Genomic DNA, 23,924 nt, shown 5'->3' on the forward strand with positions numbered 1-23,924 from the left:
TCGCGCCTGCTAGAAATCAGCGGGCGCTTTAAAGGTCATGCTGGTGCCGTACTCTGGATGGGTAATGGTCAACGTCTCGGCATGCAGTTGCAGCCGTGACGCCATCGCCAGCGCCTCGGGCGTGGCATAGAAGCGGTCACCGAGGATCGGGTGGCCTAACGCCAGCATATGCACCCGTAGCTGGTGCGAGCGCCCGGTAATCGGCTTTAGCTGCACGCGGGCGGTGTTATCCGCCGCGTACTCCAGTACCGTATACTCGGTTTGCGCCGACTTACCGGTCTCATGGCATACCATCTGCTTCGGGCGGTTAGGCCAGTCGCAGATCAGCGGCAGATCGATCAGACCCTCCGCCTTCTCAGGATGTCCCCACACGCGGGCCACGTACTGCTTCTTCGGCTCGCGCTCGCGGAACTGGCGCTTTAGCTCCCGCTCCGCAGCTTTGGTCAGGGCCACTACAATCACGCCGCTGGTGGCCATATCCAGACGATGCACCGACTCCGCCAGCGGATAGTCGCGCTGAATGCGCGTCATCACGCTGTCTTTATGCTCGTCCAGCCGTCCCGGCACGGAGAGCAGGCCGCTCGGCTTGTTAACCACCATAATGTGCTCGTCCTGGTATAACACGACCAGCCAGGGCGACAGCGGTGGGTTGTAGGGCTCCATCAACATAACGGGTTCCTGTTACTGGTGCGTGACCACAATAAGACGCAGGGCATCGAGACGCCAGCCCGCCTGGGCAAGGCTATCGAGCACCTGCTGACGGTTGCTCTCGATGGCGGCCAGCTCATCATCACGGATGTTCGGGTTCACCGCCTTCAGCGCTTCCAGACGCGACAGCTCCGCAGAGAGGCGTTCATCCGCCTCCTGACGCGCCGCGGCGATCAGCGCCTTCGCCGCGCTCTCGATCTGCCCTTCACCCAGCTGCAGGATCGCATGCACGTCCTGCTGCACCGCGTTCACCAGCTTGCTGCCGGTGTGGCGGTTGACCGCGCTCAGCTGGCGGTTGAAGTTCTCAAACTCCACCTGGGCGGCAAGGTTGTTGCCGTTTTTATCCAGCAGCATACGCACCGGCGTGGCAGGCAGGAAGCGGTTAAGCTGAAGCTGCTTCGGTGCCTGCGCCTCGACGACGTAGATCAGCTCAAGCAGCAGGGTGCCCACCGGCAGCGCCTTGTTTTTCAGCAGGGAGATGGTGCTGCTGCCGGTGTCGCCGGAGAGGATCAGATCCAGACCGTTGCGGATCAGCGGGTGCTCCCAGGTGACGAACTGGGCATCTTCCCGCGACAGGGCCAGATCGCGCTCAAAGGTGATGGTGCAACCATCTTCCGGCAGGCCTGGGAAGTCGGGGACCAGCATATGATCGGATGGGGTCAGCACAATCATGTTCTCACCGCGATCGTCCTGGTTAACGCCCACGATATCAAACAGGTTCATGGCAAAGGCGATCAGTCCGGTATCGTCATCCTGCTCTTCGATGCTCTCTGCCAGCGCCTGGGCTTTTTCACCGCCGTTGGAGTGGATCTCCAGCAGGCGATCGCGGCCCTGCTCGAGCTGGGCCTTCAATGCCTCGTGCTGCTCGCGGCAGGTTTTGATCAGCTCGTCAAAGCCTTCGGTCTCTTCCGGCGCGGCGAGGTAGCCAATCAGGTCGCCGTGCACCTGGTCGTAGATGGTGCGGCCGGTAGGGCAGGTGTGCTCAAAGGCGTCGAGGCCTTCATGGAACCAGCGCACCAGCACCGACTGGGCGGTTTTTTCCAGATAGGGAACGTGGATCTGAATGTCGTGCGCCTGGCCGATACGGTCCAGACGACCGATACGCTGCTCCAGCAGATCCGGGTTAAACGGCAGGTCGAACATCACCAGATGACTGGCGAACTGGAAGTTACGCCCTTCGGAGCCGATTTCGGAGCAGAGCAGCACCTGTGCACCGCTGTCCTCTTCGCCAAACCAGGCGGCGGCACGGTCGCGCTCAACGATGGACATGCCTTCGTGGAACACGGCGGCACGGATGCCTTCGCGCTCGCGCAGCACCTGCTCCAGCTGGAGGGCGGTGGTGGCCTTGGCGCAGATCACCAGCACCTTCTGCGAACGGTGGCTAGTCAGGTAGCCCATCAGCCACTCTACGCGCGGATCAAAGTTCCACCAGGTGCCGGTATCGCCTTCGAACTCCTGATAGATCTGCTCCGGGTAGAGCATGTCGCGGGCGCGCTCTTCGGCGCTTTTGCGTGCGCCCATGATGCCGGAGACCTTGATAGCGGTCTGGTACTGGGTTGGCAGCGGCAGCTTAATGGTGTGCAGCTCGCGTTTCGGGAAGCCCTTCACGCCGTTACGGGTGTTACGGAACAGCACGCGGCTGGTGCCGTGGCGATCCATCAGCATGGAGACCAGCTCCTGACGCGCCGCCTCTGCGCCGTCGCGATCGCTGTTAGCGGTTTGCAGCAGCGGTTCAATATCCTGCTCACCAATCAGATCGCTCAGAGTGTTCAGCTCGCTGTCGCTCAGATGCTTGCCCGCCAGCAGCAGGGCCACGGCATCGGCCACCGGACGGTAGTTCTGCTGCTCTTCAACAAACTGCTCGAAATCATGGAAACGGTTCGGATCCAGCAGGCGCAGACGGGCGAAGTGGCTCTCCAGACCCAGCTGCTCCGGCGTAGCGGTCAGCAGCAGGACGCCCGGCACGCGTTCGGCCAGCTGTTCAATCGCCAAATATTCGCGGCTCGGGGCCTCTTCACTCCACACCAGGTGGTGCGCTTCATCGACCACCAGCATGTCCCACTCGGCGTCGCACAGGTGCTCCAGGCGCTGCTTGCTGCGGCGCACGAAGTCCAGAGAGCAGATCACCAGTTGTTCGGTCTCAAACGGGTTATCAGCCTCGTGCTGGGCTTCCGCGTAGCGCTCGTCATCAAACAGCGCGAAGCGCAGGTTGAAGCGGCGTAGCATCTCCACCAGCCACTGGTGTTGCAGGGTCTCCGGCACCACCACCAGCACGCGCTCTGCCGCGCCGGCCAGCAGCTGCTGGTGCAGGATCATCCCCGCTTCGATGGTTTTACCCAAGCCAACCTCATCTGCCAGCAGCACGCGTGGCGCATGGCGACGGCCCACGTCGTGGGCAATGTGCAGCTGGTGCGGGATCAGGCTGGTGCGCTGGCCGCGCAGGCCGCTCCACGGCATCCGGTACTGCTCGCTCTGGTATTTACGTGCACGGTAGCGCAGGGAGAAGCGATCCATACGGTCGATCTGCCCGGCGAACAGGCGGTCCTGCGGCTTGCTGAACACCAGCTTGCTGTCGAGCAGCACTTCACGCAGCGCCACGTCGGTTTCGCCGGTATCCAGACGCGTGCCGGTGTAGGTCAGCAGACCGTTTTGCTCTTTTACGTCATCAATGGTGAGCTGCCAGCCTTCGTGGCTGGTCACCGTATCGCCTGGATTGAACATTACGCGAGTAACCGGGGAGTCACTGCGGGAGTAGAGACGGTTCTCTCCGGTTGAGGAGAAGAGCAGCGTAACGGTACGCGCATCCATCGCCACAACGGTTCCCAGTCCGAGTTCGCTTTCTGTATCGCTGATCCAGCGTTGACCAAGTGTAAAAGGCATAGTTATTCGGCTCTATATCTCAAATTGCAGGCAATAGTTAGACCACCGTCAGAGAGCGACAGCGCGTCAAAAATTGGGGCCAGGATTGGAAAGGGCGCTATGGTACTGGATGCTGAGAGGATAGTCACCCGTTCGTCATCATTCAAACCGCACTAAAAGAGTCCCATCTGCCCCGTCACCAGTGTAGCAAAGTCATCGCCCATAAACGGCAGGATGCCCTCCGCCACCGGCTGGAGCTGGCGAGTCAGGTAGTGATCGTAATCCAGCGGCGACTGCTGGTAGTCCACCGGCTCGGGGCCGTGGGTGGTCCAGACGTACTTGATGGTGCCGCGCTTCTGGTACTGCAACGCCCGGCCGCGCTTCTGGTTCTGCTCATCCGCCAGCCTCGCCGCCCGCACGTGGGGCGGGACGTTGCGCTGGTACTCCGCCAGCGGACGGCGCAGGCGCTTGCGATAGACCAGCTGGCTATCCAGCTCGCCCGCCATCAGTTGGGCAATGGTTTCGCGGATGTAGTCCTGATACGGCTCGCGGCGGAAAATGCGCAGGTAGAGCGCCTGCTGGAACGTCTGCGCCAGCGGCGTCCAGTCGGTGCGCACTGTCTCCAGCCCTTTGAAGACCATACGCTGGCTGTCACCCTCCTGAATCAGTCCGGCGTAGCGCTTCTTGCTGCCGGTATCCGCTCCGCGAATGGTCGGCATCAGAAAGCGGCAGAAGTGAGTTTCGAACTCCAGCTCCAGCGCGCTGGTTAACCCTTTGCTGGCGAGATGCTCCCGCCACCAGTCGTTGACCAGCTCCACCAGCGCCTGGCCGATGCGGGCGGCCTCCTCTTCGCTATGGGCGTGCTTCAGCCAGACGAAGGTAGAGTCCGTGTCGCCGTAGATCACCTCGTACCCCTGGGACTCGATCAGGGTTTTGGTCTGACGCATGATCTCATGCCCGCGCATGGTGATCGATGACGCCAGCCGGGGATCGAAGAAGCGGCAGGCGCTGGTGCCCAGCACGCCGTAAAAGGCGTTCATGATAATCTTCAGCGCCTGAGAGAGCGGCTTGTTGCCCTGGAGTTTGGCCTCGTCGCGGCCGTGCCAGATCTGGCCGACGATCTCCGGCAGGCAGTGCTTCTCGCGGGAGAACCACGCCCCGAGAAAGCCTTCAATACTGTGGGCTTCATCCGGCTGCGCCATACCCTCTATCAGCCCCACCGGATCGATGAGAAAGGTACGGATGATCGACGGGTAGAGGCTCTTATAGTCCAGCACCAGCACCGAGTCATACAGGCCGGGGGTTGAGTCCATCACATAGCCGCCGGGGCTGGCCTGCGGCGGTACGTCGCCAAGATTTGGCGCGACGTAGCCCGCCCGATGCATGCGCGGGAAATAGAGATGGCTGAAGGCGGCCACCGACCCGCCGTGGCGATCGGCAGGCAGGCCGTTGACCGAGGCGCGCTCCAGCAGGAAAGGCATAATCGCGGTCTTATGGAAGATGCGCGTCACCAGCTCGCAGTCTTTCAGATTGTAGGTGGCGAGGGCAGGCTTATCTTCATTAAAGCGTCGCTCGATCTCGTCCATTCGGTCCCACGGGTTATCGATCGACTTGCCTTCCCCGAGCAGCTCCCGGGCTACCGACTCAAGAGAGAATGACTGGAAGTTCCAGAAGGCGGACTTCAGGGCATCGATGCCGTCGATAATCAGCCGGCCCGCCATCTGGGCAAAGAAGACGCCGTTTTTAAAGCCGTGCTCGCGCCACTCCAGCTCGCTGTTGCCACGCCCCAGCCGCAGCGGGACACCGTAGCGCTCGGCATGCTTCTGTAACATGCGGAGATCGAACTGCACCACGTTCCAGCCGATCAGCACATCCGGATCGTGGGCGGCAAACCAGGCGTTGAGCTTCTCCAGCAGCTGTCGACGGCTGGCAACGTACTCCAGATGAAAATCGAGACCCGAGGCGTCGCCGTTTTCCGGACCGAGCATATAGACCGTGCGTTGGCCGCACCCCTCGAGGCCGATGCAGTACAGCTCGCCGTGGCGGGTGGTTTCGATATCCAGCGACACCCACTTTAGCGGCGGGCGGTAGTGCGGGCTGGGCTTCAGGCGGGCATTAACCAGCGCGGCGTCGCGTGATTCACCGCTAACCCACACCGGGGCGGTGATGAAGCGCTCCATCAGAAAACGCTCCGGCGGGCGGACGTCGGCTTCGTAAAGGGTTACGCCACCCTCGCGGAGCAGCTTCTCATAGCGCATCAGCTGACGATAGGCACGGCAGTAGAGGCCGTGCACCGGCTGGCGGCTGAAATCTTTTAGCTCCAGCGGCGTCAGGCGGTAGTGGCCTTCACCCGTCAGGATGCGCTGCGCCAGGGGCACCTGCGCTGAGGGGATAAACGCTACCGACTCCTGCACGGGTAGCACCACGCGCAGCGGGCCGCTGTCGGTTGCCAGCCAGAATTCGATCTCGGTGCCCTGAGGGGTATCCCGCCAGTGCCGGGTCAGTAAAAAGCCTTCTTGCGCCTGCGCCACGCCGTCTTCTCATAAAATAAAACCAGGCGTTATTATAGCCTGGTTTCACTGTTTTAGCTGGGTTTTTATACAGTCTTACTGGCCGTAATAGGCCTTCGCCCCGTGCTTGCGCAGGTAATGTTTATCCAGCAGCGTCTGCTGCATCGCGGGCAGATCCGGCGTGAGCTGGCGGCAGAAGATCCCCATATAGGCGACCTCCTCCAGCACAATGGCGTTATGCACCGCGTCTTCAGCATTTTTACCCCAGGCGAAGGGGCCGTGGGAGTGCACCAGCACGCCGGGCATCTGAGCAGCGTCGATACCTTGATTTTTAAAGGTCTCGACGATCACCTCACCGGTCTCCCACTCATACTCGCCGTTAATTTCGGCATCGGTCATCTTGCGGGTGCAGGGGATAGGGCCGTAGAAGTAGTCGGCGTGGGTAGTGCCGGTAGCCGGAATAGACTGTCCCGCCTGCGCCCAGATGGTAGCGTGGCGCGAGTGGGTATGCACAATGCCGCCGATGGTGGGGAAAGCCTGGTAGAGCAGGCGATGGGTCGGGGTGTCGGAAGAGGGTTTTTTCGTCCCCTCGACCACCTCACCGGTTTCAATGCTCACCACCACCATATCCTCTGCCGTCATTACGCCGTAGTCGACGCCAGAAGGCTTAATGACAAACACGCCGCGCTCGCGATCGACGGCGCTGACGTTGCCCCAGGTGAGGGTGACAAGATTATGTTTCGGCAGGGCCAGGTTGGCTTCCAGCACCTGGCGTTTGAGATCCTCTAGCATTCATCTCTCCACGCCGGATGGCGCTACGCTTATCCGGCCTACAAAACCGTAGGCCCGGTAAACGCAGTGCCACCGGGCATTTAATGGCTCAGCGTTTAGAGCCGTAATAGACTTCGTTCCAGCGCAGCGCATCTTTGAATGCCGGCAGACGGGTGTCGTTATCAATCACCGCCAGCTCGATGTCGTGCAGCTCGGCGAACTGGCGCATATCGCTGAGATCCAGCGCGTGGCTGAAGACGGTGTGGTGCGCGCCCCCCGCAACGATCCACGCCTCGGAGGCGGTGGCCAGATCCGGCTGGGCTTTCCACAGCGCGTTAGCCACCGGCAGCTTCGGCAGCTGGTGCGGAGTCTCGACGGAATCAACGCAGTTCACCAGCAGGCGGAAACGATCCCCGAGATCGATCAGGCTGGCGTTGATCGCCGGGCCGGTTTTGGTAGAGAAGATCAGGCGGGCCGGATCGGCTTTGCCGCCGATGCCGAGATACTGCACGTCGAGGATCGGTTTCTCATCCAGGGCGATGGTCGGGCACACTTCCAGCATATGGGAGCCGAGCACCAGATCGTTGCCGTCCTCAAAGTGGTAGGTGTAGTCCTCCATAAAGGAGGTGCCGCCCTGCAGACCGGTTGCCATCACCTTCATGATGCGAAGCAGGGCGGCGGTTTTCCAGTCGCCTTCACCCGCAAAGCCGTAGCCCTGCTGCATCAGGCGCTGCACGGCGAGGCCCGGGAGCTGTTTCAGGCCGTGCAGATCTTCAAAGGTGGTGGTGAAGGCGTGGAATCCGCCCTGCTCGAGGAAGCGTTTCATCCCCAGCTCAATGCGCGCCGCGTCAATCACGTTCTGGCGTTTGTCACCGTTAACCTGCGCGGCAGCGGTCAGGCGGTAGCTGCTCTCATACTCGTCCACCAGCGCGCTGATATCGCCTTCGCTGATGTCGTTAACCACCTGCACCAGATCGCCCACCGCCCAGGTATTCACCGAGAAGCCGAACTTGATCTGCGCCGCCACTTTATCGCCGTCGGTTACCGCGACTTCACGCATGTTGTCGCCGAAGCGGCAAACTTTCAGATGGCGGGTATCCTGTTTCGAGACCGCGTGACGCATCCATGCCCCGATGCGCTGCTGAGCTTTGCGATCCTGCCAGTGGCCGGTCACCACGCTGTGCTGCTGGCGCATCCGCGCGCCGATAAAGCCGAACTCGCGGCCGCCGTGCGCGGTCTGGTTCAGGTTCATAAAGTCCATGTCGATGCTGTCCCACGGCAGGGAAGCGTTGAACTGGGTATGGAACTGCAACAGCGGTTTGTTCAGGATAGTCAGGCCGTTGATCCACATTTTGGCCGGGGAGAAGGTGTGCAGCCATACCACCAGGCCCGCACACCTGTCGTCGTAGTTGGCGTCGCGGCAGATAGCGGTAATCTCATCCGGCGAGGTGCCGAGCGGTTTCAGTACCAGCTTGCAGGGCAGTTTGGCTTCGCCGTTCAGAGCGTTCACCACCTGCTCAGCGTGCTGCGTGACCTGGCGCAGGGTTTCCGGGCCATAGAGATGCTGGCTGCCAATCACAAACCAGACTTCGTAGTTATCAAAAATAGTCATTATCGTGTCCTTAATGGGTCAGAGCGGCCTGCGATGCTGGCGCGGCTGAAGGGAGATAGTGTTGTTCGGCGCTGGCCGCCCAGTGCTGGTAGCGGCGATAGAGCTGTTCAAAGCGTTGCGCCTGAGCCGGAGCAGGCTGGAGCGTGTTTTCGACGGCGCTGGCCATGTGGCGCTGCGCGGTCGGGATATCCGGATGATCCCCTGCGGCGACGGCGGCGAAGATCGCCGCACCCAGGGCGCAGCACTGATCGGAGGCAACAATCTGTAGCGGACGGTTGAGCACATCGCAGCAGGCCTGCATGATCACCCGATTTTTACGGGCGATACCGCCGAGGGCCATCACGTTGTTGACCGCGATCCCCTGTTCGGTAAAGCACTCCATGATGGCGCGTGCGCCGAAGGCGGTGGCGGCAATTAGCCCGCCAAACAGCAGCGGCGCGTCGGTAGCAAGGTTGAGGTCGGTAATCACCCCCTTCAGACGCTGGTTAGCGTTGGGGGTGCGGCGACCGTTGAACCAGTCAAGGATCACCGGGAGGTGATCAAGAGAAGGATTATCCGCCCAGGCCTGGGTCAGGGCGGGCAGCAGCTGCTTCTGGCTCGCCTGGATCTGGGTTTTCAGCTCTGGATGCTGGAGGACAAGCTGCTCAAGCGGCCAGCCGAGGATGCGGCCAAACCAGGCGTAGATATCGCCGAAGGCCGACTGCCCGGCCTCAAGGCCGATAAAGTCCGGAACCACGCTGCCGTCAACCTGGCCGCAGATGCCTTTCACCGCACGCTCGCCGACGCTGGGCTTATCGGCAATCAGAATGTCGCAGGTTGAGGTGCCGATCACCTTCACCAGCGTGTTCGGCTGCGCCCCTGCGCCCACTGCGCCCATATGACAGTCGAATGCGCCGCCGGCAATCACCACTTTTTCCGACAGGCCCAGACGCTGCGCCCACTCCGGGCTCAGGTTGCCCACCGGCAGATCGGCGGTATACGTCTCGGTAAACATCGGCCAGGCCAGATGCTTATTGATGATGGGATCCAGCTCGTCAAAGAAGCTGGCTGGTGGCAGGCCGCCCCAGCTTTCGTGCCAGAGGGATTTGTGTCCGGCACTGCAACGCCCACGGCGAATATCCTGTGGGCGGACGGTGTTGGAGAGCAGGGCAGGCACCCAGTCGCACAGCTCAATCCACGAGGTGGCAGCCTGAGCGACAGCGGCATCCTGGCGGGTAACGTGCAGGATCTTGGCCCAGAACCACTCGCTGGAGTAGATCCCGCCGATATAGCGTGAGTAGTCGGTTTTGCCCGGCTGGTGGCAGAGGCGGGTGATGGCCTCGGCTTCCTCTACCGCCGTGTGATCTTTCCAGAGCACGAACATGGCGTTGGGGTTGTCGGCAAACTCCGGGCGCAGCGCCAGCACTCGCCCCTCGGCGTCAATGGGAGCTGGCGTCGAGCCGGTGCTGTCCACGCCGATGCCGCTTACCTGCTCGCGCTGGTCAGGGCTTAGCTGGGCCAGCACGCTTTTGATTGCCGTCTCCATCGACTCGATATAGTCGCGGGGGTGATGGCGAAACTGGTTGCGCGGAGCGTCGCAATAACGCCCCTCCTGCCAGCGCGGATACCACTCTACGCTGGCGGCGATCTCTGTGCCGTGCTCGCAGTCTACTGCCAGCGCGCGTACCGAATCGCTGCCAAAATCGAGGCCAATTGCAATTGCCATCGTCTTACTCCATCCAAAATAACCGTATGGAGAAACATTAGAGACAGGGGCTAAAAAGCGTCAGGCAGGATCCGCTAATCTTATGGATAAAAATGCTGTTCCAGCGGAAAGTGTGACTCACTGCAAATATTCAATGTGGACATTTCTGCCGGGTTTATAGACACTTTTGTTACCCCTTTTTATCGGTGTAGATTAGACAAAACGGGGAAAGTGCTTTTATCTGGCGGGGTTGTCACGCTGAGGTTTTTATCGCGGATTGAGTAGAGCAGCAGAGTGATGAAATAAAACCCAATATGGACAAATGGTTTCCTTGACCACCACCTGGAGCGCGCTGTTTATGGCTGAATTGCAAAACGATCCTCTGCTGCCGGGCTACTCGTTTAATGCCCACCTGGTCGCCGGACTGACGCCCATTGAGGCAGACGGCTACCTCGACTTTTTTATCGATCGCCCGCTGGGAATGAAGGGCTACATTCTTAACCTGACGGTGCGGGGGGAGGGGATCGTCAACAATAATGGCCGACAGTTTGTCTGCCGCCCCGGCGATATCCTGCTTTTCCCGCCTGGTGAGGTTCACCACTATGGCCGCCACCCGGAGGCGCGGGAGTGGTATCACCAGTGGGTCTACTTCCGCCCGCGTGCCTACTGGCATGAGTGGCTAACCTGGCCGACCCTTTTTGGTCAGACCGGCTATTTTCGGCCTGACGATGTCCATCAGTCCAGCTTTAGCGAGCTGTTTGCCCAGATCATTAGCGCAGGACAGCGCGGCGGTCGCTACAGCGAGCTGCTGGCGATCAACCTGCTGGAGCAGGTGCTGCTCCGGCGGATGGATGCTATCAACGAATCGCTGCATCCGCCGCTGGATAACCGGGTGCGCGACGCCTGCCAGTACATCAGCGATCACCTGGCGGATAACCACTTCGATATTGCCGGTGTGGCGCAGCACGTCTGCCTGTCGCCGTCGCGGCTGTCGCACCTCTTCCGCCAGCAGCTGGGGGTCAGCGTACTCAGCTGGCGGGAGGATCAGCGCATCAGCCAGGCCAAGCTGCTGCTCAGCACCACGCGAATGCCTATCGCCAGCGTCGGGCGCAACGTCGGCTTTGAGGATCAGCTCTACTTCTCCCGCGTGTTCAAAAAATGTACCGGAGCCAGCCCGAGCGAGTTCCGCGCCGGGTGTGAATAACGTAAAGAAACGAAATGCCGCCGCCGAGGTCTGATACAGACAGTAAACTAATCGGACAATTGCAGGCTTGACGAGGCGCTACCGGCTCAGGAGAATCCCTGCTTCGTCACTAAAACGGACAGCGTATGCAGGCATTTCTGGAACATTTTATTACCCAATCAGCTACCTACACGCTTATCGCTATTGCGCTGGTTGCTTTTCTGGAGTCGCTAGCGCTGGTGGGCCTGATCCTGCCGGGTACGGTGATGATGGCCGGACTGGGCGCGCTGATCGGCAGCGGCGAGGTGAACTTCTGGTATGCCTGGCTGGCGGGGATTGTCGGCTGCCTGCTGGGGGACTGGATCTCCTTCTGGCTCGGCTGGCGCTTTAAAAAGCCGCTGCACCGCTGGTCGTTTATGAAAAAGAACAAGGCGCTGCTGGATAAAACCGAGCATGCGCTGCACCAGCACAGCATGTTTACTATCCTGGTCGGCCGCTTTGTTGGGCCAACCCGCCCGCTGGTGCCAATGGTTGCCGGAATGCTCGATCTTCCCGTCAGCAAATTTATCCTGCCCAACATTATTGGCTGCCTGCTCTGGCCGCCGTTCTACTTTCTACCGGGCATTCTCGCCGGGGCGGCGATTGACATTCCTGCCGATGAGCAGAGCGGGGCGTTTAAGTGGCTTCTGCTGGGTGCAGCGCTGCTGCTCTGGATAGCGGTTTGGCTCTGCTGGCGACTGTGGCGCAGCGGCAAGTCCGGCAGCGATCGGCTGACAAAATACCTGCCGCGCGGACGGCTGCTGTGGGTGGCTCCGCTGCTGCTCGGCGTGGCGGCGATCGCCTGCGTGGCGGTGGCCCGTCATCCGCTGATGCCTACCTATTTAACGATCCTGGGTAAGGTTGTCAGCGGTCACTGAGGTTCAATTCCCAGCAGTGTAGAAACCGGGGCGCGACCGCTGACCAGATCGGCGGTTGCGCCGTCCCACGCGATGCGCCCCTCGGCCACCACCAGCGCCCGGCTGGCGATGCGCGCGGCATCCTCAATGCTGTGGGAGACCATCAGCAGAGTGATGTTTTGCCGCTGGCAAACGCGCTGCACCAGGGCCAGCATCTCCTGACGCAGGGCCGGATCGAGCGCCGAAAACGGCTCGTCCAGCAGCAGGATGGGCTGCTCCCGTACCAGACAGCGCGCCAGCGCCACCCGCTGCCGCTGCCCACCGGAGAGCTGGTCCGGCAGCCGGTCGAGCAGCGTCTCCAGCCCCATCTGGGCAGCAATCTCCGCCAGCTTCTGCTGCTGCCCGGCATTAAGCTTCAGGCCGGGATGCAGGCCGAGGCCGATGTTCTGCCGCACCGTCAGGTGGGTAAAGAGGTTATTCTCCTGAAACAGCATCGATACCGGACGGCGCGACGGCGGCGTAGCGGTATGCTCCCGCTCGCCAATCACGATTGTGCCACTCACCGGCTGGATAAAACCGGCGATTAGGTTGAGCAGGGTGCTCTTCCCCGCGCCGCTGGGTCCCAACACGGCAATCTGCTCGCCCGCCTCGACGGCGAGAGTAAAGCGCATCGGCAGATGCTGGTAGAGCCAGGTAACATCAATCAGTTTTAGCATGGCGGCCCGGAAGTTTTTCAATAACGGTAAAGAGGGCAAAGCAGAGCGCCAGCAGGATCAGCGCCGTCACCGCGCCGTCCTGGCTGCGGTAGGAGCCAATCTGCTGATAGAGATAGAAGGGTAGCGTGCGGAACTCCTCGTTACCAAACAGCGCCACTACCCCGAAGTCGCCGATTGAGAGCACGCAGGCGAAGGCCAGCGCCTGGGCCAGTGGCCGCCGCAGCGCACGCAGCTCCACTACCCGCAGACGTGAAAAGCCGCGCATGCCCAACGACTCGCACAGGAGGCCGTAGCGGGCGGTGATGTCCCGCATCGGGTTATCGAGCACCTTCTGGGCATAGGGAATGGCCATCAGGGCATTGGTAAAGATCACTATCCCGTCCGCCGAGGTGGGCAGGCCGACAGAGTTGTTGAGCAGCAGAAAGAAGCCGGTTGCCAGCACGATGCCGGGCATGGCGAGGATCAACATCCCACTGAGTTCCAGCGCCTGGCCCCGGCGCAGCTGTCCGCGCGCCCGCAGCTCGCGGCTGCTCCAGAGCAGCATCATGGTGAGGATCACGCAGAGCAGCCCCGCCAGCACGGCAATGCGCAGGGAGGTCCACACCGCCTGCCACAGCACCGGCTGGGCCAGCACCGCAGGCAGGTTACGGTTAACGCCCTCGACGATCACTGCCAGCAGAGGCGGCAGCAGGAGCAGCAGCGCCAGGCCGATCAGCAGGCCGTCGCTTAGCCGGGCGCGCCAGCTGTCTTCGGGATCGCGCCAGCCCTGGATTTGGCTGCTGCCTACCGGAATAGCCTTGCTCAGGCGCTGGCTAAGCAGCACCAGCCCCAGGCAGCAGATCATCTGTAATAGCCCCAGCAACGCGGCGCGGCCGGGATCGTAGTCGAAGCTCAGAGCCTGATAGATCGCCAGCTCAATGGTGGTGGCTTTGGGGCCGCCGCCCAGCGACAGAACGGTAGCGAAGCTGGCGAAGCAGAGCATAAAGATCAGCGCTGCCACCGGTGGGATCTGTCGCCGCAGCCACGGCCACTCGACGAAGCGGAAGAAGGCAAAACCGCGCATTCCCAGCTGGGCGGCGAGCTGGCGCTGCTCACCGGGGATCTGCTCCAGAGCCTGGAGCAGCAGGCGGGTCGCCATCGGCAGGTTAAAAAAGATGTGCGCCAGCAGGATGCCGCTCAGCCCGTAGGGTGAGAAGAGCCACGGCAGGCCAAGGGCGTCACACAGCGACGCCAGCCAGCCCTGACGCCCGTAGACGGTAAGGATACCGAAGACCGCCACCAGCACCGGCAGGATCAGCGTCATGGCGCAGAGGCGGAGCAGCATCAGCCGTCCGGGAAAGCGACGGCGATAGAGGGCGCGGGCCAGGAAGATAGCAGGCACCACCGAGAGCAGGGCAGAGAGAAACGCCTGCATAAAAGAGAAAGCAATGACGTGACGAAGGTAGCTATCGTGCCACAGCGCCGAGACGTCGGTGGTCGGCGCGTTGAGCCAGAGGGCAACAAACGCCGCCAGCGCCACCGCCACCAGCAGGGTGGCAGCGGCAGCGCCGGGCAGCAGCCAGCCGGGAATTAGCGGCTGGTCGCGCGAAGCCACGTATTAATCCACTCAGCGCGTTGGGAGAAGACCTGTTGCGGGGTAAACTCCAGGGTGGTTTTCGGCTTCGTCAGCTGGTCAAAGCCAGCGGGCAGCGTCACGTTGCTCACCGGGTACATCCAGTTGCCGGTCGGGATGGCGTTCTGGAACGCCGGGCTGACCATAAACTTGAGGAACTTCTCCGCCAGCTCAGGCTGCTTGCTGGCTGCGGTGCGGGCAGCCACCTCGACCTGTAGATAGTGGCCTTCGCTGAAGTCCGCCGCCGCGTAGTTATCTTTTTTCTCTTCGATCAGGTGATAGGCCGGAGAGGTGGTGTAGCTCAGGACCAGATCGCTCTCGCCCTTCAGGAACAGGCCGTAGGCTTCGCTCCAGCCTTTGGTGACGGTGACGGTTTTCGCCGCCAGCTTCTGCCACGCCTCAGGCGTTTTATCCCCGTAGACTTTTTGCATCCACAGCAGCAGGCCCAGCCCTGGGGTGCTGGTGCGCGGATCCTGATAGATCACCCGCCACTTCTGGTCGCTCTCCACCAGCTCTTTCAGACTCTTCGGCGGATTTTTCAGCTTGTTTTTGTCATAGACAAAGGCAAAGTAGCCGTAGTCAAAAGGCACAAAGTTGTCGTTTTTCCAGCCGCCGGGGACGTTAACGGCATCGGCTGCCACGCCGCTTTTCGCAAACAGTTTGGTCTGGCTGGCCGCGTCCAGCAGGTTATTGTCGAGGCCCAGCACCACGTCGGCCTTGCTGTTTTTGCCCTCCATGCGCAGACGGTTAAGCAGCGAGACGCCATCCTCCAGCGCCACCATCTTCAGCTCGCAGTTGCAGTCGGCCTCAAAGGCTTTTTTCACCGCAGGTCCTGGCCCCCAGTCGGCGGCGAAAGAGTCGTAGGTGTAGACGGTGAGAATGGGTTTATCAGCAGCCGGGGCGGCAAAAACAGGGGCGGCCACAAGCAGTAGCAGCGGCAGACATTTTTTTAACACTTTGCACCTCAATAGAAAGAGAGTGGCAAAGGATTTTGAGCGGTAGCCTCAAATCCCTTCGCCGGCGTTATCCGGATCAGGTTCGACGGGTATTTTCTCAGCACACGCATCGCGCAGCACCCCGTTGAGCACGGCCTTATTGTAATGATTATGTAAGAAATCCGAAAGCCTTATGGGTCCGGGGGGGCAAACCAGGCCGATTTAAAATCAAACCAGCCCAGGGTATTCATCCGCAGGCCGCGCATGCTACGCTGCCCCTGGATCATCAGCCAGTGGTGGATCAGCGGCACGATCGCTTTGCCCGCCAGCAGCTGCTGACACCAGGCGGCCAGGTTCATCTCACCCGCCCGCCATTGGGTGGCATCTGCCTGCCAGTCACGGGCAATACACTTCTGCAACAGCGGCACCTCATAGAGGTGGGTAAAGAGAGAGAAATCCAGCGGCAGGGTAAAGTTAGCGCTGTTGAGCCAGATATCGCTCACCGCGTCGCCGCTGTGCCACTCCTCGTAATCCACCTCCTGAATATGCAGCGTCACCTGATGCGCCGCCAGCAGGGCGCTCATGGTCTGAGCCAGCACGCGGTGCTCAATATGTTCCCGGTAGTAGGTCAAGGTCAGCGACTCCAGCCCGGCAGGTTTCTCACTGCCGCCCGGACGGGTATGGTGCCAGCGTGGTAGCAGGCCGTAGGCCGGGAACCAGTAGCGCTGATGATGCTCCTCGGCGTGATACAGCAGGCTCGCCGGGGAGAGGATCTGGCTCACCCACTCCCGTACCTGCTGGCTGGTGCCGCGATGGGTGCGGGCATCAAATAGCAGGTAGTAGCACCCCTCTTCAAGGCGGCTCTCAACCGCTTTCTCTTCCCCGCCGGGCCCTTCCAGCGTCAGGCCCGCGCTGAGGTCGTCATTGACGTCGGGCAGCATCCAGACGTTTACCTCGTCGATCAGCGCCCGAAAGCCAAAGTAATCATCAAAGGCGTGGATCTTCAGCTGGTTGCTGTTGTTAAGTGTGACCGCGTACGGCCCGGTGCCTACCGGCAGGCTGGCAAAGTTCTCCATCGTCGGCCACTCCTGGGGCAGGATCATCGACTGCACGTGGCCCAGCAGCCAGGGCAGCCAACTGTCGGGCTGAGAGAGGTGAATATCCAGTGTCCAGGGCGTGGGGGAGGCGATCTCTGTGATATGTGAGTAGAGCGGCAGGGCGTTAACCCGCTGCAGGGAGGTGATGACGTCGCTCATCTCCAACTCGCGGCCGTGATGAAAATGAATGCCGGGGCGCAGATAAAAGCGCCAGTGCAGGGGAGAGAGGCACTTCCAGTGGTGAGCGATATCCGGCTCCAGTTCCCCATTTTCCTCATTTATCCGCGTCAGCGCGCTGAAAATCTGGCGGGCAATGTGGGTTTCCGAGCGGCGCAGCGCCGTGCCGGGCAGCAGGTTACGCAGCGGCCGATAGTAGAGCACGCGCAGAATATGCCGACCCTGACGAAAGCTTCTGCCAAGGTGTGAAACCAGCATCTGCCGGACAGCGCTTTTATCGCCTACCAGCTGCACCAGCTGATCGATGCGATCCTGATCCAGCAGATCCTCCGCCCGCTGCTGCTGGAGTGCGAGGCCGGTATAGAGAAAGGTGAGCCGCGAGCGTTTGCCGCGACCGGCCTCCGCCTCCCACGTCAGCCAGCCACGCTGCTGCATGGCGTTGAGCAGGGTCCGCATATGGCGGCGGGAACAGCTTAGCTGCTCCGCCAGCTCGCTAAGCGTTGTCTCCTGGGATGCGCCGCTACAGCACTGCCACAGGCGGATAAACTGTTGTTGCAGACGACCAGAGGACATAAAAGGGGAACTCCCGGCGAAAACTCAGCAATTTATTTTTCCCTATATTAAGCCAATAATCCTTGCAGATGAAAGCGGTGCCCAACTGCTTTCATCTGTGTGACTGAGTATTGGTGCTTATCGCCACGCCAGCAGCTATGATTCTGCTGGCTTTTTTATTTTCTCACACCCTAAAAGGATGCTTATGCTCTGGCTGATGACAATGGGAAGGCGGCTAAACGGGGTCTATGCCGCGTTTATGATCGTTGCATTTATGATGGGCATTGCCGGGGCGCTACAGGCACCCACGCTTAGCCTCTTTCTTAGCCGCGAGGTAGGTGCCGAGCCGTTCTGGGTGGGATTATTCTACACCGTCAACGCCATCGCCGGGATCCTTGTCAGTCTGTGGCTGGCGAAACGATCCGACAGCCAGGGCGATCGCCGCAGGCTGATCATGTTCTGCTGTTTGATGGCGGTGGGCAATGCGCTGCTGTTCGCCTTTAACCGTCACTACCTGACGCTGATCACCTGCGGCGTGCTGCTGGCTTCGCTGGCCAACACCGCCATGCCGCAGCTCTTTGCCCTTGCCCGGGAGTATGCCGACAGCTCGGCCCGGGAGGTGGTGATGTTCAGCTCGGTGATGCGCGCCCAGCTCTCGCTGGCGTGGGTGATTGGCCCGCCGCTGGCCTTTATGCTGGCGCTAAACTACGGCTTTACCGCCATGTTCTCTATTGCTGCCGGGATCTTTATCATCAGCTTCGCGCTGATTGCGCTGATCCTACCGTCGGTGGCGCGGGTAGAGCAGCCTGCGGACGTGGCGGTGACGCAGATTAGCGGCTGGCGCGATGGCAACGTGCGCAAGCTGTTTATCGCCTCCACGCTGATGTGGACCTGCAATACCATGTACATCATCGATATGCCGCTGTGGATCAGCGGAGATCTCGGCCTGCCCGATCGGCTGGCGGGGATCCTGATGGGCACTGCCGCCGGGCTGGAGATCCCGGCGATGATCCTTGCTGGCTACTACGTCAAACGCATCGGCAAGCGGCGGATGATGACTCTGGCGGTAGCGGCGGGGGTGCTGTTCTATATTGGCCTGCTCTTCTTCCATAGCGAACAGGCGCTGCTGCTTCTACAGCTCTTCAACGCGGTGTTTATCGGGATAGTTGCCGGGATCGGCATGCTCTGGTTTCAGGATCTGATGCCTGGGCGGGCGGGTTCGGCCACCACGCTGTTTACCAACAGTATCTCTACCGGGGTGATTCTGGCGGGGGTGATTCAGGGGGCGCTGGCGCAAAGCTATGGCCATGGGGCGGTCTACTGGGTTATCGCGGGGATTTCACTGCTGACGCTGGGGCTGACAGTGCGGGTGAGAGATGTGTAATTAACAATAACACGCCCGGTGGCGCTACGCTTACCGGGACTACAAACGGCGTTGAACCTGTAGGCCCGGCAAGCCTGCGCCGCCGGGCAATACAGCACTTATTTATACAGTTCAGCCGTCATATGCACGTTGTTGTTGACGTTAGCTTCGGTGATTTTATAGGAAGAGGCACCGGCCTGCTGGGCCTGAGCGGCAATTTTCGCCTCGGCATCATCAATGGTGGTACCGCTGGCAGTGACGCTCTGGGCAAACGCACCAAATGAGAGGGTGGAGAGAGCAACGGCAGCAACGAGAGTTTTAATCGATTTCATGATGGTAATCCTTAAGCTTGATTTTGTCTGGGGTCGTTAATTAGTTAACGATCGATAGATAAATGATAGGCGCGATCGGCTATGCACGTCAACACTATTTTATAATGACCATTAACTAATTTAAGAAAGCTAAGGAATTCAACATATAAAAAAACGGCGAGGATCGCTCCTCGCCGTTAATCGTGTTTAAAACCGATATTGTTTAGCTCATAAAGGCAGGCTGCCGCTGTTCGTAGGCGGAGATCGCCTCTTCGTGTTGCAGCGTCAGGCCAATGCTGTCCAGACCGTTTAACATGCAGTGGCGACGGAACGCGTCGATATTGAAGCTGTAGGATTTCTCCCCGGCGATGACCTTCTGCGCCTCCAGGTCCACTACAAAAGTGATGCCGGGATTGCTCTGCACCAGGCTAAACAGCTCATCCACCTCGCTATCGCTCAGCGTGACCGGCAGCAGCTGGTTGTTAAAGCTGTTACCGTAGAAGATATCGGCAAAGCTCGGGGCAATCACTACCTTAAAGCCATAGTCGGTCAGCGCCCACGGCGCATGCTCACGCGAGGAGCCGCAGCCAAAGTTCTCCCGCGCCAGCAGGATAGAGGCGCCTTTATACTGCGGAAAGTTCAGCACGAACTCTGGATTTGGCTGCTCGCCTTGGTCGTCGAGGAAGCGCCAGTCGTTAAACAGATGCGCGCCGAAGCCGGTACGTGTGACCTTCTGTAAGAACTGCTTCGGAATGATCGCATCGGTATCGACGTTAGCGGCATCCAAAGGGACCACCAGGCCGGTATGCTGGGTAAATTTCTCTGCCATGATGGTCTCCTTATTTGATGCTGCGAATATCGGCGAAGTGGCCGGTGACGGCGGCGGCGGCGGCCATGGCCGGGCTGACCAGATGGGTACGTCCCCCGCGCCCCTGGCGGCCTTCAAAGTTGCGGTTGCTGGTAGAGGCGCAGCGCTCGCCTGGATTCAGGCGATCGTTGTTCATTGCCAGGCACATGGAGCAGCCCGGCAGACGCCACTCAAAGCCCGCCTCAATAAAGATCTTATCCAGGCCTTCCGCTTCTGCCTGGGCCTTCACCGGGCCAGAGCCAGGTACCACCAGCGCCTGAACGCCCGGTGCAACCTTACGCCCTTTGGCAATCTCTGCCGCCGCGCGCAGGTCTTCAATGCGCGAGTTGGTGCAGGAGCCGATAAATACCTTGTCGATGCTCACTTCTGTCAGCGGGATGCCCGGCTTCAGGCCCATATAGGCCAGCGCCTTCTCTGCGCTGGCACGCTCAACCGGATCGGCAAACGAAGCTGGATCGGGAATGTTTTCACCCACGGCGATGACCTGGCCTGGGTTAGTTCCCCAGGTGATCTGCGGGGCAATCTCTGCCGCCTGCAATGTGACGACGGTATCAAAGGTCGCGCCCTCGTCAGACTTCAGCGTCTTCCAGTAGGCCACTGCGTCATCGAAATCTTTGCCTTTCGGCGCGTGCAGACGGCCTTTGACGTAGTTAAAGGTGGTTTCGTCAGGGGCGACGATACCGGCTTTAGCGCCCATCTCGATGGCCATGTTGCACAGGGTCATCCGACCCTCCATGCTCAACGCCTGAATGGCTTCACCGCAGAACTCGACGACGTGGCCGGTACCGCCCGCGCTGCCGGTCTTGCCGATGATCGCCAGTACGATATCTTTTGCGGTAATACCCGCTGCGGCGTGGCCCTGCACCTCAATCTTCATGGTTTTGGCACGGCCCTGCTTCAGGGTCTGGGTTGCCAGCACGTGCTCTACTTCCGAGGTGCCGATCCCGAATGCCAGCGCACCAAATGCGCCGTGAGTGGCGGTGTGGGAGTCGCCACAGACGATGGTCATCCCCGGCAGGGTGATGCCCTGCTCCGGCCCCATCACGTGGACGATGCCCTGGTAGGGGTGGTTCAGATCGTACAGCTCTACGCCAAACTCGTTGCAGTTCTTAATCAGCTCCTGCATCTGAATGCGCGCCATCTCGCCCGAGGCGTTGATATCTTTCGTCTGGGTCGAGACGTTGTGATCCATGGTGGCGAAGGTTTTACCCGGCTGACGCACCGGACGATGGTGCGCGCGCAGGCCATCAAACGCCTGCGGAGAGGTTACCTCATGCACCAGGTGACGATCGATATAGAGCAGTGGGGTCTCGTTCGGCGCTTCATAGACCACGTGGGCGTCAAACAACTTCTCATACAAACTCTTGGCCATGATTACACCCCTTCCGCTACGTAGCGGGCAATAATGTCGCCCATCTCATCAGTACTGACCGCCGCGCCGCCGCGGGCCAGGTCACCGGTGCGCACACCCTCTTCCAGCGCGCGGTTAATGGCGGCTTCAATCGCGTCCGCCGCATCGTTGGCGTTCAGGCTATAGCGCAGCAGCAGGGCCAGGGAGAGGATCTGAGCAATCGGGTTAGCAATATTTTTCCCGGCGATGTCCGGAGCGGAGCCGCCTGCCGGCTCATACAGGCCAAAGCCCTGCTCGTTGAGGCTGGCCGAGGGCAGCATCCCCATCGAGCCGGTGATCATCGCGCACTCGTCGGAGAGGATGTCGCCAAACAGGTTGGAGCAGAGCAGAACGTCAAACTGGGACGGATCCTTAATCAGCTGCATGGTGGCGTTGTCGATGTACATATGCGCCAGCTCAACGTCCGGATACTCTTTGGCGATCTCGTTAACGATCTCGCGCCACAGCAGGGAAGTTTGCAGCACGTTAGCCTTATCGATAGAGGTCACTTTATTCCGGCGTTTGCGCGCGGACTCAAAGGCGATGCGGGCGATGCGCTCGATCTCGAAACGGTGATAGACCTCGGTATCAAACGCTTTTTCATGCGGGCCGCTGCCTTCGCGGCCCTTTGGCTGGCCGAAGTAGATCCCACCGGTCAGCTCGCGTACGCAGAGAATATCAAAGCCGTTAGCGGCGATGTCCGCCCGCAGCGGGCAGAAGGCTTCCAGCCCCTGATACAGCTTCGCCGGACGCAGATTGCTGAACAGCTTAAAGTGCTTACGCAGCGGCAGCAGCGCGCCGCGCTCTGGCTGCTGGGCCGGGGGCAGGTGTTCCCACTTCGGGCCACCGACCGAGCCGAACAGAATGGCGTCGGCCTGCTCGCAGCCAACAACGGTGGCCTGCGGCAGCGGGTTACCGTGGCGGTCAATGGCAATCCCGCCCACGTCGTAGTGGCTGGTGGAGATGTGCAGGGAGAAACGCTGACGAATTGCTTCCAGTACTTTCAGGGCTTGCGCCATCACTTCCGGGCCAATACCGTCGCCCGGCAAAACTGCAATATGATAATTTTTAGACATCACACGGTTTCCTGGTTGTTTTCTTTTATTGCTTTACGCTGCAGCTCTTTTTCAACTTCGTTGGCGCGCCAGATGTTATTCAGCACGTGTACCATCGCTTTTGCAGAGGACTCAACGATGTCGGTCGCCAGGCCCACGCCGTGGAAACGACGGCCGTTATAGTTCGCCACGATATCCACCTGGCCGAGGGCATCTTTACCATGGCCTTTGGCGCTCAGCTGGTACTTCACCAGCTCGATATCGTAGTCGGTGATGCGGTTAATCGCCTGGTAGACAGCATCCACCGGACCGTTGCCGTTGGCAGCTTCGGCTTTCACCTCCTCACCGCAGACCAGCTTCACGGAGGCGGTGGCCATCGCGTTGGAGCCGGACTGCACGCTGAAGTAGTCCAGGCGGAAGTGCTCTGGCTCCTCCTGCTGCTTGTTGATGAAGGCCAGCGCTTCCAGATCGTAATCAAACACCTGACCCTTCTTATCCGCCAGCTTCAGGAAAGCGTCATACAGGTTATCCAGGCTGTAGTCGCTCTCTTTATAGCCCATCTCATCCATGCGATGCTTCACCGCCGCACGGCCAGAGCGGGAGGTCAGGTTCAGCTGCACCTGGTTCAGGCCGATAGACTCCGGGGTCATGATTTCGTAGTTTTCACGGTTCTTCAGCACGCCATCCTGATGAATACCGGAGGAGTGGGCAAACGCGCCGGTGCCAACAATCGCCTTGTTCGCCGGTACAGGCATATTACAGATCTGGCTGACCATCTGGCTGGTGCGCCAGATCTCCTGGTGATTGATGCGGGTTTGCAGGTTCATGATGTCCTTACGCACCTTAATCGCCATGATCACCTCTTCCAGCGAGCAGTTACCGGCGCGCTCGCCGATACCGTTCATCGCACCTTCAACCTGGCGTGCCCCGGCATGGACCGCCGCGATGGCGTTGCCAACGGCGAGGCCTAAATCGTCGTGGGTATGAACAGAGATGATGGCTTGATCGATGTTAGGCACGCGCTCATACAGGCCAGTAATGATATTGGCGAACTCGAAGGGCATGGTGTAGCCGACGGTGTCCGGAATATTGATGGTCTTCGCCCCGGCGTTAATCGCCGCCTCAACCACCCGCGCCAGATCGGCAATCGGGGTACGGCCCGCATCCTCACAGGAGAACTCGACGTCGTCGGTATAGTTACGTGCGCGCTTGACCATATAGACCGCGCGTTCGATCACCTCGTCCAGGGTGCTGCGCAGCTTAGTGGCGATGTGCATCGGGGAGGTAGCAATAAAGGTATGGATACGGAAAGCCTCAGCGACCTTCAGCGACTCTGCCGCCACGTCGATATCTTTCTCCACGCAGCGCGCCAGGGCACAGACGCGGCTATTTTTCACCTGACGAGCGATGGTCTGTACGGACTCAAAGTCGCCCGGAGAAGAGACCGGAAAGCCTACCTCCATCACGTCTACGCCCATACGCTCAAGCGCCAGTGCAATCTGCAGTTTCTCTTTTACACTCAGGCTTGCCTGTAACGCCTGTTCACCGTCGCGTAAGGTGGTATCGAAAATGGTAACGTGCTGCTGGCTCATGGTTTAGGTCCTTGTCTGTCGGAAGTCGCCTTG

The 23,924-nt window shown here is 60.3% G+C and carries 18 protein-coding genes and 1 riboswitch; of the genes, 3 read left to right on the plus strand and 15 right to left on the minus strand.

Annotated features, from left to right (window positions below):
- Window positions 1–9: 9 nt before the first annotated feature.
- From rluA to araB, 6 genes are all read right to left on the minus strand, one after another.
- Window positions 10–669 (minus strand): bifunctional tRNA pseudouridine(32) synthase/23S rRNA pseudouridine(746) synthase RluA, encoded by a 660-nt coding sequence (gene rluA, locus RTM13_RS11360; RefSeq protein WP_312212127.1) that lies wholly within the window; start codon window positions 667–669, stop codon window positions 10–12.
- Between the two features lie 12 nt (window positions 670–681).
- Complete coding sequence (gene rapA, locus RTM13_RS11365) at window positions 682–3,588, minus strand: RNA polymerase-associated protein RapA (RefSeq protein WP_312212128.1); 2,907 nt, start codon at window positions 3,586–3,588, stop codon at window positions 682–684.
- Window positions 3,589–3,740: 152 nt separating this feature from the next.
- Window positions 3,741–6,098, minus strand: a complete 2,358-nt coding sequence (polB, locus tag RTM13_RS11370) for a DNA polymerase II (protein WP_312212129.1) — start codon at window positions 6,096–6,098, stop codon at window positions 3,741–3,743.
- Between the two features lie 75 nt (window positions 6,099–6,173).
- Window positions 6,174–6,869 (minus strand): L-ribulose-5-phosphate 4-epimerase, encoded by a 696-nt coding sequence (gene araD / locus RTM13_RS11375; protein ID WP_312212130.1) that lies wholly within the window; start codon window positions 6,867–6,869, stop codon window positions 6,174–6,176.
- Between the two features lie 88 nt (window positions 6,870–6,957).
- On the minus strand, window positions 6,958–8,460 hold the full coding sequence (gene araA / locus RTM13_RS11380) for an L-arabinose isomerase (RefSeq protein ID WP_312212131.1): 1,503 nt from the start codon (window positions 8,458–8,460) through the stop codon (window positions 6,958–6,960).
- Window positions 8,461–8,470: 10 nt separating this feature from the next.
- Window positions 8,471–10,165 carry a ribulokinase gene (gene araB / locus RTM13_RS11385; protein ID WP_312212132.1) on the minus strand — a complete coding sequence of 565 codons (1,695 nt, stop codon included), beginning with the start codon at window positions 10,163–10,165 and terminating at the stop codon, window positions 8,471–8,473.
- 337 nt (window positions 10,166–10,502) lie between these two features.
- On the opposite strand from araB, the gene araC reads away from it, so the two are divergent.
- Window positions 10,503–11,348, plus strand: coding sequence for an arabinose operon transcriptional regulator AraC (araC, locus tag RTM13_RS11390; protein WP_312212133.1), 846 nt, complete (start codon window positions 10,503–10,505; stop codon window positions 11,346–11,348).
- A gap of 125 nt (window positions 11,349–11,473) precedes the next feature.
- Window positions 11,474–12,244 (plus strand): DedA family protein, encoded by a 771-nt coding sequence (locus tag RTM13_RS11395; protein ID WP_312212134.1) that lies wholly within the window; start codon window positions 11,474–11,476, stop codon window positions 12,242–12,244.
- Here the strand turns inward: RTM13_RS11395 and thiQ are convergent.
- The 4 genes from thiQ to sgrR all read right to left on the minus strand — a co-directional run bounded on the left by thiQ (window position 12,238) and on the right by sgrR (window position 17,333).
- Window positions 12,238–12,939: a thiamine ABC transporter ATP-binding protein ThiQ gene (gene thiQ, locus RTM13_RS11400; protein ID WP_312212135.1), complete on the minus strand. Its 702-nt coding sequence runs from the start codon at window positions 12,937–12,939 to the stop codon at window positions 12,238–12,240. The genes RTM13_RS11395 and thiQ overlap by 7 nt on opposite strands.
- On the minus strand, window positions 12,923–14,533 hold the full coding sequence (gene thiP / locus RTM13_RS11405; RefSeq protein WP_312212136.1) for a thiamine/thiamine pyrophosphate ABC transporter permease ThiP: 1,611 nt from the start codon (window positions 14,531–14,533) through the stop codon (window positions 12,923–12,925). Before thiP ends, thiQ begins: the two co-directional genes overlap by 17 nt.
- Complete coding sequence (gene thiB, locus RTM13_RS11410) at window positions 14,509–15,507, minus strand: thiamine ABC transporter substrate binding subunit (protein ID WP_312212137.1); 999 nt, start codon at window positions 15,505–15,507, stop codon at window positions 14,509–14,511. The genes thiP and thiB overlap by 25 nt, the downstream gene beginning before the upstream one ends.
- A 35-nt stretch (window positions 15,508–15,542) precedes the next feature.
- Window positions 15,543–15,641, minus strand: a riboswitch (TPP riboswitch).
- A 36-nt stretch (window positions 15,642–15,677) separates the two neighbouring features.
- A complete protein-coding gene (sgrR, locus tag RTM13_RS11415; protein ID WP_312212138.1) occupies window positions 15,678–17,333 on the minus strand; it encodes an HTH-type transcriptional regulator SgrR in 1,656 nt (551 codons plus the stop codon).
- A gap of 184 nt (window positions 17,334–17,517) precedes the next feature.
- On the opposite strand from sgrR, the gene RTM13_RS11420 reads away from it, so the two are divergent.
- Complete coding sequence (locus tag RTM13_RS11420; RefSeq protein ID WP_312212139.1) at window positions 17,518–18,696, plus strand: sugar efflux transporter; 1,179 nt, start codon at window positions 17,518–17,520, stop codon at window positions 18,694–18,696.
- A 98-nt stretch (window positions 18,697–18,794) separates the two neighbouring features.
- Here the strand turns inward: RTM13_RS11420 and RTM13_RS11425 are convergent, their stop codons facing one another.
- The 5 genes from RTM13_RS11425 to leuA all read right to left on the minus strand — a co-directional run bounded on the left by RTM13_RS11425 (window position 18,795) and on the right by leuA (window position 23,891).
- A complete protein-coding gene (locus RTM13_RS11425) occupies window positions 18,795–19,007 on the minus strand; it encodes a YdgH/BhsA/McbA-like domain containing protein (RefSeq protein WP_312212140.1) in 213 nt (70 codons plus the stop codon).
- A gap of 202 nt (window positions 19,008–19,209) precedes the next feature.
- Window positions 19,210–19,815: a 3-isopropylmalate dehydratase small subunit gene (leuD, locus tag RTM13_RS11430; protein ID WP_312212141.1), complete on the minus strand. Its 606-nt coding sequence runs from the start codon at window positions 19,813–19,815 to the stop codon at window positions 19,210–19,212.
- Window positions 19,816–19,825: 10 nt separating this feature from the next.
- Complete coding sequence (leuC, locus tag RTM13_RS11435) at window positions 19,826–21,226, minus strand: 3-isopropylmalate dehydratase large subunit (RefSeq protein WP_312212142.1); 1,401 nt, start codon at window positions 21,224–21,226, stop codon at window positions 19,826–19,828.
- Between the two features lie 2 nt (window positions 21,227–21,228).
- Window positions 21,229–22,320 (minus strand): 3-isopropylmalate dehydrogenase, encoded by a 1,092-nt coding sequence (gene leuB, locus RTM13_RS11440; RefSeq protein ID WP_312212143.1) that lies wholly within the window; start codon window positions 22,318–22,320, stop codon window positions 21,229–21,231.
- Window positions 22,320–23,891: a 2-isopropylmalate synthase gene (gene leuA / locus RTM13_RS11445; RefSeq protein WP_312212144.1), complete on the minus strand. Its 1,572-nt coding sequence runs from the start codon at window positions 23,889–23,891 to the stop codon at window positions 22,320–22,322. The genes leuB and leuA overlap by 1 nt, the downstream gene beginning before the upstream one ends.
- Window positions 23,892–23,924 lie beyond the last annotated feature (33 nt).

The organism is Pseudescherichia sp., from assembly GCF_031979925.1.
GTDB lineage: Bacteria > Pseudomonadota > Gammaproteobacteria > Enterobacterales > Enterobacteriaceae > Pseudescherichia.